The 15,049-nt window shown below is 67.5% G+C and carries 18 protein-coding genes; 5 read left to right on the forward strand and 13 right to left on the reverse strand.

The window, feature by feature from the left end:
- Window positions 1-10 precede the first annotated feature (10 nt).
- Together ACP693_RS02200 and dapD are read left to right on the forward strand one after the other, a co-directional pair.
- Window positions 11-652, forward strand: coding sequence for a pyrimidine 5'-nucleotidase (locus tag ACP693_RS02200; RefSeq protein ID WP_426019642.1), 642 nt, complete (start codon window positions 11-13; stop codon window positions 650-652).
- Complete coding sequence (dapD, locus tag ACP693_RS02205; RefSeq protein WP_426019267.1) at window positions 649-1,518, forward strand: 2,3,4,5-tetrahydropyridine-2,6-dicarboxylate N-succinyltransferase; 870 nt, start codon at window positions 649-651, stop codon at window positions 1,516-1,518. The genes ACP693_RS02200 and dapD overlap by 4 nt, the downstream gene beginning before the upstream one ends.
- On the opposite strand, the gene ACP693_RS02210 is transcribed toward dapD, so the two are convergent.
- The 8 genes from ACP693_RS02210 to ACP693_RS02245 form a co-directional block, all read right to left on the reverse strand.
- The gene (locus ACP693_RS02210; protein ID WP_426019264.1) at window positions 1,519-2,871 is read right to left on the reverse strand and encodes a sensor histidine kinase; all 1,353 of its coding nucleotides are present in this window, start codon (window positions 2,869-2,871) and stop codon (window positions 1,519-1,521) included.
- Window positions 2,872-3,021: 150 nt separating this feature from the next.
- Window positions 3,022-3,522 carry a ferritin-like domain-containing protein gene (locus ACP693_RS02215; protein ID WP_409717453.1) on the reverse strand — a complete coding sequence of 167 codons (501 nt, stop codon included), beginning with the start codon at window positions 3,520-3,522 and terminating at the stop codon, window positions 3,022-3,024.
- 105 nt (window positions 3,523-3,627) lie between these two features.
- Window positions 3,628-4,617, reverse strand: a complete 990-nt coding sequence (gene galE, locus ACP693_RS02220) for a UDP-glucose 4-epimerase GalE (RefSeq protein ID WP_426019262.1) — start codon at window positions 4,615-4,617, stop codon at window positions 3,628-3,630.
- Between the two features lie 96 nt (window positions 4,618-4,713).
- Entirely contained in the window at window positions 4,714-6,651 is a 1,938-nt protein-coding gene (gene thrS, locus ACP693_RS02225; protein ID WP_426019260.1) for a threonine--tRNA ligase, read from the reverse strand.
- On the reverse strand, window positions 6,648-6,884 hold the full coding sequence (gene yidD, locus ACP693_RS02230) for a membrane protein insertion efficiency factor YidD (protein ID WP_135194176.1): 237 nt from the start codon (window positions 6,882-6,884) through the stop codon (window positions 6,648-6,650). Before yidD ends, thrS begins: the two co-directional genes overlap by 4 nt.
- Before the next feature lie 79 nt (window positions 6,885-6,963).
- Window positions 6,964-7,419: an iron-sulfur cluster assembly scaffold protein gene (locus ACP693_RS02235; protein WP_426019259.1), complete on the reverse strand. Its 456-nt coding sequence runs from the start codon at window positions 7,417-7,419 to the stop codon at window positions 6,964-6,966.
- Between the two features lie 72 nt (window positions 7,420-7,491).
- Window positions 7,492-8,151 carry an HAD-IA family hydrolase gene (locus ACP693_RS02240; protein ID WP_426019258.1) on the reverse strand — a complete coding sequence of 220 codons (660 nt, stop codon included), beginning with the start codon at window positions 8,149-8,151 and terminating at the stop codon, window positions 7,492-7,494.
- Window positions 8,152-8,193: 42 nt separating this feature from the next.
- A complete protein-coding gene (locus ACP693_RS02245) occupies window positions 8,194-9,030 on the reverse strand; it encodes a tetratricopeptide repeat protein (RefSeq protein ID WP_426019256.1) in 837 nt (278 codons plus the stop codon).
- An 85-nt stretch (window positions 9,031-9,115) separates the two neighbouring features.
- Here ACP693_RS02245 and ACP693_RS02250 point away from each other — a divergent pair, with 85 nt between their 5' ends.
- Complete coding sequence (locus ACP693_RS02250; RefSeq protein WP_426019253.1) at window positions 9,116-10,501, forward strand: leucyl aminopeptidase family protein; 1,386 nt, start codon at window positions 9,116-9,118, stop codon at window positions 10,499-10,501.
- 3 nt (window positions 10,502-10,504) lie between these two features.
- Here ACP693_RS02250 and ACP693_RS02255 read toward each other — a convergent pair whose 3' ends face one another.
- Window positions 10,505-10,984 (reverse strand): hypothetical protein, encoded by a 480-nt coding sequence (locus tag ACP693_RS02255; protein ID WP_426019252.1) that lies wholly within the window; start codon window positions 10,982-10,984, stop codon window positions 10,505-10,507.
- Window positions 10,985-11,168: 184 nt separating this feature from the next.
- On the opposite strand from ACP693_RS02255, the gene ACP693_RS02260 reads away from it, so the two are divergent.
- The gene (locus ACP693_RS02260) at window positions 11,169-11,954 is read left to right on the forward strand and encodes a C40 family peptidase (protein WP_426019250.1); all 786 of its coding nucleotides are present in this window, start codon (window positions 11,169-11,171) and stop codon (window positions 11,952-11,954) included.
- On the opposite strand, the gene mmcB is transcribed toward ACP693_RS02260, so the two are convergent.
- The 4 genes from mmcB to thpR are packed head-to-tail and all read right to left on the reverse strand — an operon-like array spanning window position 11,951 to window position 14,142.
- Window positions 11,951-12,394 (reverse strand): DNA repair putative endonuclease MmcB, encoded by a 444-nt coding sequence (gene mmcB, locus ACP693_RS02265; protein ID WP_426019248.1) that lies wholly within the window; start codon window positions 12,392-12,394, stop codon window positions 11,951-11,953. The genes ACP693_RS02260 and mmcB overlap by 4 nt on opposite strands.
- Before the next feature lie 45 nt (window positions 12,395-12,439).
- Entirely contained in the window at window positions 12,440-12,964 is a 525-nt protein-coding gene (locus ACP693_RS02270; RefSeq protein WP_426019247.1) for a lipocalin family protein, read from the reverse strand.
- A gap of 57 nt (window positions 12,965-13,021) precedes the next feature.
- On the reverse strand, window positions 13,022-13,606 hold the full coding sequence (locus ACP693_RS02275) for a GNAT family N-acetyltransferase (RefSeq protein ID WP_426019245.1): 585 nt from the start codon (window positions 13,604-13,606) through the stop codon (window positions 13,022-13,024).
- Entirely contained in the window at window positions 13,603-14,142 is a 540-nt protein-coding gene (gene thpR, locus ACP693_RS02280; RefSeq protein ID WP_426019242.1) for an RNA 2',3'-cyclic phosphodiesterase, read from the reverse strand. Before thpR ends, ACP693_RS02275 begins: the two co-directional genes overlap by 4 nt.
- A gap of 130 nt (window positions 14,143-14,272) precedes the next feature.
- Between thpR and ACP693_RS02285 the strand changes: the two genes are divergently transcribed.
- Window positions 14,273-15,022: a Bax inhibitor-1/YccA family protein gene (locus tag ACP693_RS02285; RefSeq protein ID WP_374321986.1), complete on the forward strand. Its 750-nt coding sequence runs from the start codon at window positions 14,273-14,275 to the stop codon at window positions 15,020-15,022.
- Window positions 15,023-15,049: the final 27 nt, after the last annotated feature.

Consider the following 15,049-nt stretch of genomic DNA (forward strand, 5'->3'; position numbering starts at 1 on the left):
CCTTGGGCATGTGCGGGCCTGGGTGTTCGACATGGACGACACGCTGTATCCGCGCGAGCAGGGGCTGATGCAGCTGGTGCAGGCGCGGATCAACGCCTTCGTGGTCGAGGCCGTGGGGCTGGAGCCTGAGGCGGCGGCGGCGATGCAGCGTCAGTTCCTGGACGAGCACGGCACCACCCTGGCCGGTCTGATGGCCAACTATGCGGTCGATACCGAGCGGTTCCTGCACGAGGTGCACGACGTGCCGCTGGACGGGGTCGAGCCCAATCCACGCTTGGCGAAACGGTTGAAGATCCTGCCCGGCCGCTGCTACGTCTTCACCAATGGCGCGCGGGAGTATGCGCATCGGGTGCTGGAGCGGATCGGGATCGCCGACTGTTTCGCTGACGTCTTCGCTATCGAGGACGGGGATCTAACGCCCAAGCCGAACCCCGCCACCTTCCGCCGGATGCTGGAACGGTTCGACATCGACCCGCACCAGGCCGCCTTTTTCGAGGACACGCCCAAGAACCTGGAGCCAGCCAAGGCGCTGGGCATGGCCACGGTCCTGATCGGCGACGGCCGCGGCAAGCCGCTGGGCGACCACATCGACCATGTGGCCCCCGACCTTCTCGACTTCCTCTCCGACCTGACCTTCAAGGACGCCGCATGACCGATCTGTCGCATCTCGAATCCGTCGTCGAGGCCGCCTGGGAACAGCGCGCCGAGGTGTCCGCCGCCACACACGGCGAGGTCCGCGACGCCGTCGAGACGGCGCTGGCCCTGCTGGATTCCGGCCAGGCGCGCGTCGCCTCGCGCGACGAGGACGGCGTCTGGACCACACATCAATGGCTGAAGAAGGCGGTGCTGCTGTCCTTCCGCCTGAACGACAACCAGATCATGCGCGCCGGCCCTGCGTCGGTCATGCCGTTGTCGGCGGATCATCCTGCGGCTGTCGGACCCTTCTGGGACAAGGTGCCCAACAAGTTCGGCGACTGGACGGCGGCGGATTACCAATCGGCGGGCTTCCGCTCGGTGCCCGGCGCCATCGTTCGTCACGGCGCCCATATCGCCAGAAACGTCGTGCTGATGCCGTCGTTCGTGAACATCGGCGCCTATGTGGACGAGGGTTCGATGGTCGACGCCTGGGCCACAGTTGGTTCCTGCGCCCAGATCGGCAAGAACGTCCACCTGTCGGGCGGGGCGGGCATCGGCGGTGTGCTGGAGCCGCTTCAGGCCAATCCGACCATCATCGAGGACGGCTGTTTCATCGGCGCCCGGGCCGAGGTCGCCGAGGGCGTGATCGTGCGCGAGGGCGCGGTCCTAGCCATGGGCGTCTATCTGTCGGGCTCGACCAAGATCGTGGACCGGGCGACGGGCGAAGTCTTCCGCGGCGAGGTGCCGGCCTATTCGGTCGTGGTGCCGGGTGCGCTGCCTGATCCCAACGGCGGGCCGTCGCTGTACTGCGCCGTCATCGTCAAGCGGGTGGACGCCCAGACGCGGGCCAAGACCGGCGTCAACGAACTGCTGCGCGACTGATCAGGCGGCCGCGCGGGCGGCTTCGATCTGGGCCCCTTCGATCGAGGGCGCATCGAAAGTGGCGTGAAGGGTGAAGGTCGATCCCTGGCCGGGGATCGACGTCACCGTGATCTCTCCGTCCATCAGAACGGCCAGGCGTTGGCAGATGCTGAGGCCCAGGCCGGTGCCGCCGAACCGGCGCGTGGACGAGCCGTCCACCTGGGAGAAGGGCTGGAACAGGCGCGACAGATCGTCGTCAGCGATGCCGATGCCGGAATCCGAGACAGTGAGGCGCAGGGCGATGCGGCCTTCGGCGCGCGGTTCGCTTTCGACGACCAGACGCACCTCGCCTTGCGGCGTGAACTTGATCGCATTGGACAGAAGGTTGTGCGTGACCTGGGCCAGGCGCAGCGGGTCCATCTTCAGGACAGGCGGAAGATCGCCTCGGATCTCGGTCGCGAACGTCAGGCCGCGCGCCTCCGCTTGGGCCTTGAACGGCCCGGTCAGCCGGGTCAGCAACGTGTCGGTCTCGATGTCGGCGATGTCGAGTTCCATCTTGCCGGACTCGATCTTGGTGATGTCCAGGATGTCGTTCAGCAGCACCATCAGACCTTCGCCCGAGTTGCGGATCACGCCGACGAACTCCTTTTGACGGTCGTCCAGGCTGGACATCTGCAGCAGTTGGGCCGCGCCCAGCACCCCGTTCATCGGCGTACGCAGCTCGTGCGAGATGACGCCCAGGAAGTTGGATTTGGCGGCGCTGGCGGCGTCGGCCCGGTCGCGCGCCGTCTCCAGCTCTGCGATCAGTTCGGCCTGACGCTGGTTCACCGCCTCCAGGTCGCCGTCCTTCATCTGGGTGATGGCGACCTTGATCACCAGAGCCAGGGCCAGGACGGGGACCGTGCTGAGCACCACCCAAAATCCCGGCGTGCCCCAAAGATGGGCGAACAGGATCGCCACCACGATGGAATAGGGGGCGGAGACGATCAGGGCCTCGCGAGGCGCGGCGCGCATCTGGGTGAAGACCAGAACATAGCCGGCGATAAGCAGGGCGACGCCAAGCGGCACGCCGTAGGCTCCGCCATGGAGGAAGGCCAGCAAGGGCGCGGCCGCCCAGGCGAAGCAGGAGAGGGTTGCGGCGCCTAGCTTGATCCGCCCATGCATCGCGGCATCCGACATGACCAGTCCGCGCTCGACGAAGGTTCGCAGCAGGCCCGAGAGCGTCGCCGCGACGAACCATGCGGCGGCGGTCTTTAAGTCGGTGACGGTGAACAGAGCGACCGCCCAGCTGGCGATGATCCAGTACCGCATATGACCGGCTTCGATCAGGTGCTGCAGGAAGGTCCGGTCTCGGGCGGTCTTTGGTTGCGTCATCGTCGAGGTCTCTAGGGCGATGACGCAACTTCGGTCAGTTCGCCTAAGATACAGTGAACGCTGACTTTTATAGAGGCTCTGTGTTCGGTCTCGGACTTAAGGCTTGAAAGAAAAAAGTCGGAGGCGGTCGCGAAACCGCCTCCGGTTCTATCAGGCGGCCGTCTTCATGGCGGCGGCGTTGACGGCGGCATCGGCGATGCCGGTCAGGTCTTCGTCAGTCTGGGATTCCTCCTGCAATGTCTCGTCCAGCAGGGCGGCGGCGTCCTTCATCCCCAGCACCAGAGCCCAGCGCTTCAGCGTGCCGTAGCGGGTGATCTCATAGTGTTCGACCGCCTGGGCGGCGGCCAGCAGGCCGGCGTCGAGGGCCGGGGTGTCCTTATATTCTTCCATGATTTCATCGCCCTCGGCCAGGATGCCTTCGATGGCGTCACAAGTCTTGCCGCGGGGGGCCTTGCCGATCAGTTCGAAGACCTGTTGCAGGCGTTCGATCTGGCCTTCGGTCTGGTCCTTGTGCTTTTCGAAGGCGGCCTTCAGCTCGGGCGATTGCGCCGCGCGGGCCATCTTGGGCAGCGACTTCAGGATCTTGCGCTCGGCGTAATAGATGTCCTTGAGCGTGTCGTGGAACAGGGTGTCGAGGGTTTTCTCGGCCATGGTCGTATCTCGCTATCTGTGATGGGGCGCAGGCGCGCACCCCGTCACAAGCGATCTTTCAGGTTTGCGTTCCTTTGTTCGGTTTCGTGCGCAGGCTGCGAAGACCTAGGCCTCAAGCGCTTCCCGCTCGGCGGCATGCCAGCGCCAGGCGGTGCGAACGATGTCGTCCAACGTCCGCATCGGCCGCCAGCCGAGAACCTCGCGCGCACGGCTGTTGTCGGCCACCAGACAGGGGGCGTCGCCGGGCCGGCGCGGCGCGGTCTCGACGGGGAAGGGCCGGTTGGTCGTGCGGCGGATGGTGTCGATCAATTCCCTGACCGTCGTGCCCGCGCCGGTGCCCAGGTTGAAGACCGTCGTCTCGCCGCCGTCGAGCAGGTATTGCAGCGCCCGCACATGGGCGTCGGCCAGGTCCATGACGTGGACATAGTCACGCACCGCCGTGCCGTCGCGGGTGTCGTAGTCGCCGCCGAACAGCTTGAACCCCTGACGCTGGCCCAGCGCCGTCTGGAGCGCCAGCGGAATGGCGTGGGTCTCGGGGTGGTGGCGCTCACCGATCCGGCCCTCTTCGTCGGCGCCGGCGGCGTTGAAGTAGCGCAGGCAGACCGAGCGGAAGCCGGCATAGGTCGAATAGTCGGCCAAGGCCTGTTCGACCATCAGCTTGGATCGGCCATAGGGGTTCAGCGGCGCCTGGGGGTGAGCCTCGTCCATCGGCAGATAGACCGGGTCGCCATAGGTGGCGCAGGTCGAGGAGAAGACCATCGCCCCGATCCCGCCGCGCCGCGCCGCCTCGATCAGGGTCAGGGCGCCGACGACATTGTTGTCATAGAAGCGGCCCGGCGCCTTGACCGATTCCCCGACCTCGATCAGGGCGGCGAAATGCAGAACCGCGACGGGCCTGTGTCTGGCGATCACGGCATCCAGACGGGCTGCGTCGCGGATGTCGCCGATCTCAAGCTCGCCCCACTGGACGAAGGCCGCATGGCCGTTCGACAGATTGTCATAGACCAACGGCGTGAAACCGGCCTGGGACAGGGCGAGGCAGGCGTGCGAACCCACATAGCCGGCGCCGCCCGTGACCAGGATGGTGCTGGGCATGCCCGCTCTCCCCTTAGACCGTTGCCGGCACAGACACGGGAGCGTGCTAAAGCCTGACGCCCTATCCTAGGCGACAATCACCGCGAAGGCGCGGCCTCAATCGGCCGCCTGGTCCCGCTTCAGGTCCGGCGGGGTCGCCTCGTCGGTCAGGATGCGGATGGCCTCCTCGACCGTGACCACCGTCTGGGCCTGGGAGCCCAGGCGGCGGATGGCGACCAGGCCCTGCTCGGCTTCCTGGCGGCCGAGGACGGCGATGACCGGGACCTTGCCGACCGAGTGTTCACGCACCTTGTAGCCGACCTTCTCGTTGCGAAGGTCGATCTCGGTGCGCAGGCCGGCGGCCTTGAACCGGGCCATCACGTCGCGGGCGTAGTCGTCGGCGTCTGAGGTGATCGTCGCCACCACGGCCTGGGTCGGGGCGAGCCACAGGGGGAAGGCGCCGGCGTAGTTCTCGATCATGATGCCGATGAACCGCTCGAACGATCCCAGGATCGCCCGGTGCAGCATGACCGGCCGGTGCTTCTGACCGTCCTCGGCGATGTAGGTCGCGTCCAGGCGTTCGGGCAGGACATAGTCCAGCTGGATCGTGCCGCAGGTCCATTCGCGGCCGATGGCGTCCTTGACGATGAAGTCCAGCTTGGGCGCGTAGAAGGCGCCGTCGCCCTCGGTCACGACCGGCTCGGTCCCGGCGGCGCGGGCGGCCTCGGCCATCAGGGCCTCGGCCTTGTCCCAGAATTCGTCGGAGCCCGCGCGGTTCTCGGGGCGGGTGCCCAGGCTGATGTAGGCGGTCTCCATGCCCAGGTCGGCGTGGACGCTACGGGCCAGTTTGATGAACTCGGCCGTCTCCTCGACGATCTGGTCCTCACGGCAGAAGATGTGGGCGTCGTCCTGGGTGAAGCCGCGCACCCGCATCAGGCCGTGCAGCGAGCCCGACGGCTCATAGCGGTGGCAGGCCCCGAACTCGGCCATCCGCAGCGGCAGTTCGCGGTACGAGCGCTGGCCCTGATCGAAGATCTGGACGTGGCCGGGGCAGTTCATCGGCTTGAGGGACAGCTCCTCGCCCTCCACCGTTTCGCAGACGAACATGTTGGGCCGGTACTTGTCCCAGTGGCCGCTCTGTTCCCAGAATTTGCGGTCCAGGACCTGGGGCGTCTTGACCTCGACATAGCCGGCGGCGTCCAGGCGGCGGCGCATATAGGCCTCCAGCACGCGCCACAGGACCCAGCCCTTGGGATGCCAGAAGACCATGCCCCGGCCCTCTTCCTGCATGTGGAAGAGCTCCATGGCCTTGCCGACCTTGCGGTGGTCGCGCTTCTCGGCCTCCTCCAGTCGCTGCAGATGGGCGTCCAGGTCTTCCTTGGTCGCCCAGGCGGTGCCGTAGATGCGCTGCAGCTGTTCGCGCTTGGAATCCCCGCGCCAATAGGCGCCGGCCAGCTTGGTCAGTTTGAACGCCTTGCCGACGTGGCGAGTCGAGGGGAAGTGCGGGCCCCGGCACAGGTCGATCCAGTCGCCCTGCTTGTACAGGGTGATGGTCTCGGTTCCCGGCAGGTCGCGGATCAGTTCGGCCTTAAACTTCTCGCCCCGCGTCTCGAAGAATTGGATCGCCTCGTCGCGTTCCCAGACCTCGCGCTCGAATTTCGCATCACGATCGACGATCCGGCCCATCTCCTTTTCGATGGCGGCGAAGTCGTCGGTCGAGAAGGGCTCCTCGCGGAAGAAGTCGTAATAGAAGCCGTCCTCGATGGCCGGGCCGATGGTGACCTGGGTGCCGGGGAACAGGGTCTGGACCGCCTCGGCCAGGACGTGGGCCGTGTCGTGACGGATCGTATAGAGGGCGGCGGGATCGTCGCGCATGATCAGACGGAAGTCGCCGCCCGTCTCCAGCACCCGCCCCATGTCGCGCTGCTCGCCGTTCAGCTCGGCCAGCACGGCCTTCTTGGCCAGCGACGGCGAGATCGAGGTCGCCACGTCGCGCGCCGTGGAGCCTTCGGGATATTGGCGCACGGCGCCGTCGGGGAACTTCAGATCGATCATGTGTCAGTCTTTGCAGGCGGGACCGGGTCGTAGCCCGATCCTCCGAAGGGATGGCATTTACAGAGGCGACGCACGGTGAGCCACCCCCCCTTGACCGGACCATGCTGGATCAGGGCGTCGCGCCCGTAGTCCGAACAGGTCGGCAGGAATCGGCATTGCTGGCCGATCAGGGGAGACAGCGTCAGCTTGTAGCCCCGATGGGCCGCGCGGACGCCGCGTTCATAGAGAGACATCACGTCCCTTCGCCGGAGGCTGGATGGGTTCGCCGCGCTTATCCCCCGTCATCGCAGGGGGATCAACCGGTCGTGCCCGTCAGGCCGCGCCGGCGAGACGCGTTCGGGCGGTCAGGGCGTTGTTGACCGCCTCCAGCGTCGCTTCGATGGAGACCAGGGTCGAGGCATGGCGCGCGGGATAGTCGGCGACCTGTTTCAGGACGCGAAGATCCTCGAACCGGCCGGTCGGGCCGTCGCCGCCAGACTTCAGCATGGCGGACATGGCGTCACGAGCGTCCTGGAGTTCATCGACCGAAGCGCCAATCACAGACTGGCCCAGCACCCCGGCGGCGGCCTGACCTAGGGCGCAGGCCTTCACGTCCTGAGCAAACTCGGCGACGCGGCCCTGCTCGTCCAGCGTCACATCCACCGTCGCCCGCGACCCGCACAATTTCGCCACCCGCTCGCCGGTGCCTTGCGGCGCCGGCAACCGTCCCGCATGCGGCAGGTTGGCCGCCAGCGACAGGATTCGCGCGCTGTAGAGGTCGTCGATCATGGGACGAAGATAGGATGTTCGACGCCAACGCGAAACCTCTTCCTCCCGGTGCGGGGAGGGAGAACGGCAGTGTTAGATCTCCAACGTCAGCGAACCGTCCGCGCGCACTTCAAGCCCGGCATCCGCATAGTCCGCCAGCGTGGGGTGATCCGTCTGAAGTGGATGGGTCCAGGCGGCGGTGACGACCACGACGTCGGCACCGGCCGTTTCGCCCGCCCTGATGCCGGCCTCGGCGTCCTCGAACACCAGGCAGTCGGCGATGTCGAAGCCCAAGGTCGCCGCGGCCTTCAGATAGCCGGCGGGGTCTGGCTTGCCGCGTTCCACGTCCTCGGCGGTGATCATGACGGCGGGCGGGGTCACCCCGGCGGCTTTCAGGCGGGCACGGGCCAGGGGGACAGACGCGGAGGTGACCACGGCCCAGCGGTCGGGCGGCAGGCGTTTGACGAAGTCGATGGCGCCGGGGATGGGGGCGACGCCCTCCACGTCCTCGATCTCGCCGCGCTCGACCCAGGCGACCTCGGCGGCCAAGTCGATGTGGGGCAGGTTCTGGTTGCGGATGGTGTCGATGGCCCGCACCCCGTGCATGACCGACAGCAGGGCCGCGACGTCCAGGCCGTGACGTCCGGCCCAGCGGGTCCAGACCCGCTCGGCGGCGAGCGTCGAGGTGATCAAGGTGCCGTCCATGTCGAACAGGAAGGCCTGATAGGCGCGGGGCGTGGGGAGGGAGGTCATGGCCTCATCCACCACGCGCGCGGCCCAACCGCAACGGGTCGATCAGCCGCCTTGCAGCGAATTCCAGGTGCGGGCCGTGTCGGTCGTCGGCGTGTTCGTCGTTGCGCCGCCGCTGGACGGCGCGGCGCCGGTCGTGCCGCGCGCGCGCAGCCATTGCAGGTTCTGCTCGGCCTGTTCGGGCGGCAGTTCGCGGCGCAGGATCTGTTCGGCCTCGCCCATCTTGCCCTGCAGGCCCAGCACCATGGCCAGGTTCTGGCGCACTTTGGCCGAGGCGGTCGGCTGGGCGACGGCGCGGCGCAGCAGGGTCTCGGCGCCGGGCGCATCGCCCTGGGTCAGGGCGGCTGTGGCGGCGTTGGTCAGGACATCGGGGTTGTCGGGCGACAAGGCCAAGGCCTGGTTCCATGCCGCGCGGGCGTCGTCGGTCCGGCGCACCTGCTCATAGGCCACGCCCAGCAGCGAATAGGCGCGCCAGTCGCGCGGCGCCTGATTGCGGGCCTGTTCCAGGGGCGCGACGCCATAGAAGGCCTGGCCACGCGCGATATGGGCGCGACCCAGCTCCAGCAGGGCGTCGAGATTGTTCGGCTGGACGGTCAGGGTCGCCTGGGCGGCCTCGGCGGCCTGGTCGTAGCGGCCCAGTTCGCGCAGCGCCTGCGCCAGCTTTACGCCTGCGACGGCATCGGTCGGATTGGCTTCCTGTTCCGAGGCCCAGAAGACCGAACGCGACAGGGCGTCCATCCGGTCATAGGTGGCGCGGACCTGCGCCGAGGACGGCGCACGGGTCTGGGCCGATGAGGCCGGTGTCGGGTCGGCCGCCAGGGCAGGTCCGCCACACAGGACGATCAGGGCGGCGGTTGCGAGAAGGGCGGGCATGCGCGACATGGGGCGGGTCCAGGCGGTCCTTGGGTCTTGCCTCTAAGGTCGCCTGTTCACGTCAACTGATGGTTAACTTCGTTTCGAGGGCCGCATGTCCATCTCGCATCCCCTGCTGGTTTCCGCCCAAGACGGCGACGGCGCGATCCCGATCCGCTTCGTTCAGCCGGGCGAAGCGCTGGACGGTGCGTCCCGCCGCTGGGGCGAGTTGCACGGGTTCGAGGGCAAGGCGGGTCAGCTTTTGGTCGTGCCAGGCGCGGACGGCGAGGTCGCCCAGGTCTTGGTCGGAGCGGGGGCGGCTTTCGATCCGATGAGCGTGCGGGGCCTTTCGGCTCGGCTGCCAGGCGGCCTGTATCGGCTTGAGGTGGCGGCCGAGGACGCGGAACTGGCGACCCTGGCCTTCCTGCTGGGGGCCTATGTGTTCGACCGCTACAAGGCCCGGCCGGATCGGGCGCCGGCCAGGCTGGTCGCGCCGGACGGGGTGGATGTCGCCGAGGTCTCGCGCATCGCCGCCGCCTGCGCCCTGGCGCGCGAGATGGTCGATACGCCGGCCGCCGACATGGGGCCGCTGCAGATCGAGACCCTCGCCCGCGAGATCGCCGAGAGCGCCGGGGCGACCATCACGGTGGTCGAGGGCGACGCCCTGCTGGAGGAGAACTATCCGGCCGTACACGCCGTCGGCCGGGCCGCCGCCCCGCACCGGGCGCCGCGCCTGATCGAGATCGGCTGGAAGCTGGACCAGACGGACCTGCCGCTGGTGGCCCTGGTCGGCAAGGGGGTGGTGTTCGACACCGGCGGCCTGGATCTGAAACCCGCCGCCGGGATGCGGAACATGAAGAAGGACATGGGCGGATCGGCCCACGCCCTGGCCCTGGGGAGGCTGGTCATGCAGGCTGATCTGCCGGTGCGGCTGGTGGTGATCGTGGCGGCGGTGGAGAATGCGGTGTCCGCCGACGCCTTCCGGCCCGGCGACATTCTGAACAGCCGCAAGGGCCTGACCATCGAGATCGGCAATACGGATGCGGAAGGCCGGCTGATCCTGGCCGACGCCCTGACCCGGGCGAGCGAGCACGAGCCGGACCTGACGCTGGATTTCGCTACCCTGACCGGGGCGGCGCGGGTCGCGCTGGGGCCGGACCTGCCGCCGCTCTATACCGATGATGACCCTTTGGCCGCCGGCCTGCTGGCGGCGGCGGGGCAGGTGCGCGATCCTCTGTGGCGGATGCCGCTGTGGCCGGGCTATCGCGGCGCGCTCGACACCGAGATCGCCGATCTGAAGAACGACCCGTCCGCCTGGGCCCAGGCGGGTTCGGTCACCGCCGCCCTGTTCCTTCAGAAGTTCGCCCCGATGACCGGCGCCTGGGCGCATATGGACATCTTCGCCTGGAACCCCCGCGCCCGCCCCGGCTACCCCGAAGGCGGCGAGGCCCAGGCGTTGAGGGCGTGCTACGCCATGCTCAAGGCGCGCTACGCCGCCTGACGATCACGCGAAGGCGAAGCCAGGGTCCGGCTCGCCATCGCCGGACGGGGGTCGCGGCGGTCTGGGCTTGCGGACGCGCCCGCTGCGCGGGCGCGCGCCGCCTCTGATCCGGCCGATCATGGCACGGGCTCGGCTGAGGGCCATGTCCCGCTGTCGGACCAGGCCGCGCCAGCCGGCGACGGCGCGCAGACTGATGGTCAGGACGACCAGATCGAAGATCACGGTCACGTCGAACATCAAAACCCAGGCGATCATGTCCGGCGCCGCCATGGAGAACAGCCGCAGGCCGTCGGTTTCGAACAGCAAGATCGCTGCGACGCCCAGCAGGACGACCAGGCCGAGGCCCAGCACCCGACCGCGCGACAGACGCGCCAGAAGTTGAGCCGGCGCCTCGACCAGCCATCGCCTTAAAACGATTCCGACAGGCCCTTCGTCGGCGACGGTCAGGCCAAGCACGATCAGTAGCATCAGCGACAAAAGCACCTGAATCTCCAACAGAGCCCGACGGCGTGTCCCCTCTGAGGTGGCGTCTCAAGGCAAAGCTTCAAGGCGTCATATTGAATTCGAGAACGCAGTTTTGTTGATTTTCTTTCGCAAAGGCGTCGGCCGTTAACGGCCCCTAAGCCATCGGGGGATAAGGCTGTGGGCTCAATCACGCGAGTTCACGTTGACAGACGTTCTCGATCTTCTTCCGCCCGGCGACCGCCTTGCTCGCCCCGACCTCGCCGAACAGGCGCTGGAAGGGTTGGTGCGTGCGGACGCCTACCGCGCGACCGAGGCCATGCACTGCCGCGCGGCCGTGGCGGACATTTTTTCGGACGCCGACGGACGGATCGACCAACTGCTGCACGGCGAAATCTTCGACGTTCTGGACCGGGCCAACGGCCGGGCCTGGGGCCGGGCGCGCCGGGACGGCGTGGTCGGCTGGGTGGTGCTGGACAGCCTGTCGAGCGGCGCGCCGCTGGCCGCCTATCGTGTCGCGGCCATCGACGCCGCCCTGCCGCTGAACTCTTTGGTCGTCGAAGCGGCGGCGGGTCTGGACCAGTCCGACCTTCAGCCGATCGGAGAGTTCGAAGCCGATCTGGTCGCTGTGGCCGAACGGCTGCTGGGCCGCCCGCACGAGCTGGGCGCGCGGTCTTCGATCTCGACCGACTGTTCCGGTCTGGTGCAGCAGGCCCTGCTGGCATGCGGCCTGACGGGTCCGCGCCGCTCGGACGCCCAGGCCCAGATCGGGCAGGCGATCTCGGCAGCGGACATCGAGCGCGGCGACATCGTCGTCTGGTTGGCGCCGAACGGCGACCAGGACTGGACCGGCCATTCGGCCCTGGTGCTGGATGGCGAACGGATCATCCATGCGACGGGCGGCAAGGGGGTGGTCATCGAACCCTTGGCCGAGGTCGAGGCGCGCCTGATCGCCGACGGTTTCGCCGCCGCCGTCTTCCGCCGCCTTTAGTCGCGCATCGTCCGCATCGCGCCCAACCGGGCGAAGGCCAGGGTCAAGGCCTTGCGTCGTGCGGGCGCCAAAGCCATCGACGGCGCTTCACGCACCACCGCCCCGCCGAACCCGTCGGCGACGATCAGGCCCGGCTCGTCCGGCAGGATGTCTTGCGGAAACTCGGGCGCCACGGCGAAATAGAAGGCGTCGCAGAACGGCCCGTACTCATGCCATTTGCGGTCGACGCGGTAGTCATCGACCCCCGACTTGACCTCGCAGATGACGATGTCGCCCTTGCGCCCGATGGCCATGACGTCGGCGCGGCGGCCGTTGGGCAGGCAGACCTCCAGCAGCGGCGCATAGCCCATGTCCATCATCAGCCGCGCCGCGCCGCGCGTCACCCACTGGGTGGTTTCCGGGCGGCTGAAGACCAGTTCGAGATGGACGGCGGCGGACATGCCGAACGTTATGTTCCGGCTACGTTCCTATCGCAAGCGGCGCCTTTACAGGCCCGTGTGCACCAAGCGGTTAGTGCTGAAGCCCAGGGCGCGGACGCGGGACAGGATGCGGTCGCGCTCGGCCTGGGACGCATTCTGGTTGCGGTGCCAGATCCACCAGTTCGACTTGTCCGGCAGGCCCATGATGGCCCAGCTGTAGTCCGGCGCGTGGTCGTAGACCCAGTAGTTCTGACCCGCCAGGCCGCCGAAGCTGAGCAGGCCCGTCAGACTGAAGCGGAACTTGGCGTTGGTCGCAGTGTCTGTGACGCGGGCGTTGGCGCGCAGGGTCTCGACCCGACCGTCGTTGCGGCGGGTGCAGGTCACGGCGATGGCGTAGCGGTCGGCGGCGTCGCGCGGCGTGAAGTCGATCTGGGCGCGGCTGCAGTCCTTCTGGACGTTGTTGTGGTTGCGCTCGATCTCGAACCAGCGGCCGTCGAAGCGGTTCAGATCGACGTTCGACGCCTGAGCGAATGCCGTCGTCGGCAGGACGGCGAGGGCGGCGGAAGCGGCGATCAGGCTGGCGCGAAACATGGGCGTATCCTCGTTCGATCTGGAGGGGATACGACGCGTCGGCGCGATCGGTTGACTTCAGCGTTTCAGGCGCGACCGATTGACCGCCCATTCATCGCGCGTCTGGCCCCACAGATCGACGGCGTGGTCCTGTAGCGGTTCGGGAAGGATGCCCGGTCCGCGATTGCGCGATCCCAGCCGCGTCGCCACCTCCGCCGAGGCCAGGTTCTCGGGGTCGATACAGTGGATCACGTCGTCCCAGCCCAGCACGTCGAAGGCGTAGTCCATCGTCGCGGCGGCGGCCTCGACGGCATAGCCCTTGCCGGTCGCATCCCGGTGCAGGCTCCAGCCCACCTCGCGGCCGGGCCAGCCATAGGGATGCAGCGGCCCGATACGTCCCAGCCACAGGCCGCTCGACTTCTCCAGGATGGAGAACATGCCCTCGCCGCTCAGGGCCCACATGCCGGCGATTGCGCAAATTGTGCGCCATACCTGGGGCGCGGGCTGGACGCCGCCGATGAAGCGCGTAGTCTCCGGATCGGCCATGAACTCGGCCCAGCGCGGAAAGTCCTCGACCGCCGGCGGCCGCAGGATCAACCGCTCGGTCTCCAACGTAGGGCCCAGGGTCACATGGGGCGGCACGGCGTATGCGAGATCGCTCACAGCAGATACTCCCGTTCCAACTCATAGTGACTGCCGTTGTCGGTCAGGAGACTGGAATACAGGCCGAACCGGTCGATGCGGATCGGCGGCGAGTGCAGCAGATTGTGCCCGGCCATCCAGGCGCCGATGCGGTCGGGATTGGTCTGGGTCTTCAGATAGGCCAGGGTGACGTGAGGCTTGTAGGTGCGCGCCTCCATCCTGATCCCCGCCCTCTCGCCCGCCGACTTGCAGCGTCCGGCCAGCACCGACAGCCTCTCGTTGGGCGTCTCGACCCCGGCCCAAAGCGTATGGCTGCGGTGGTCGTCGCCGAAACAGCCGACGCCTTTTAGGGCGATCTCGAAAGGCCCGCCCGCCACGCGCGCTAGTTCCGAAGCCAGGTCGTCGGCGCGGCGTTCGTCGGTCTCGCCATAGAAGGACAGGGTGACGTGAAGGGCGTCCAGCGGCCGCCAGCGCGCGCCGGGCAGGCCGGATTGGCGCCGTTTCAGCGTCTCTCCGACATCGGGCGGCAGGGTCAGGGCGGTGAACAGACGAAGCATGCGACCGAAGGTAGCGGCAGGAACAACGGCCTCCAAGTCCGGTTTTCCTTGCAGCGAGGGCCTCGGCTCACGATATTCAAACCCTGTGACCGGAGAAGCCTCTCCGGCCAATCGGAGAAAGTTCGTCGCCATGAGCGATTTCAACAACGGTTACGCCCGTCCTCTGCCGCAGACGGCCGACATGTCGGTCGACGCCGGCCTGCGCAGCTTCATGCTGGGCGTCTACAACAAGCTGGCGCTGGGCCTGGTGGTCGCCGCCGCCCTGGCCTACGTCACGGGCAATGTGCCTGCCGTGCAGCAACTGCTGTTCGTCCAGACGGCCGACGGCCGGATCGGCCTCACCATGCTGGGCATGATCGTGCAGTTCTCGCCTCTGGTGATGCTGTTCGGTTCGATGTTCTTCATGAAGAACCCGTCGGCCAAGGGCGTGAACCTGCTCTATTGGGCCGTGGTCGCCACCATCGGCGCGGGCCTGGGCATCGTGTTCCTGCGCTACACCGGCGCCTCGCTGGCCTCGACCTTCCTGGTCACGGCGGCGGCGTTCGGCGGTCTCAGCCTGGTGGGTTACACCACCAAGAAGGACCTGACCGGCATGGGCACCTTCCTGATCTTCGGCGTGATCGGCCTGATCATCGCCTCGGTGGTGAACATGTTCCTGCAATCGGGAACCTTCTACCTGATCATCTCGGGTCTGGGCGTGCTGATCTTCGCGGGCCTGATCGCCTACGACACCCAGCGTCTGAAGATGACCTACTACCAGCTGGGCGGCGACCAGAACGCGATGGGTGTGGCCACGGGCTTCGGCGCCCTGAGCCTGTTCATCAACTTCGTGAACCTGTTCCAATTCCTGCTGGCCTTCATGGGCGGCAACCGGAACTAAGGTCTGTCGCAAGACTGATACGGAAAG

This window comes from Brevundimonas sp. TWP1-3, assembly GCF_049896085.1.
GTDB lineage: Bacteria > Pseudomonadota > Alphaproteobacteria > Caulobacterales > Caulobacteraceae > Brevundimonas.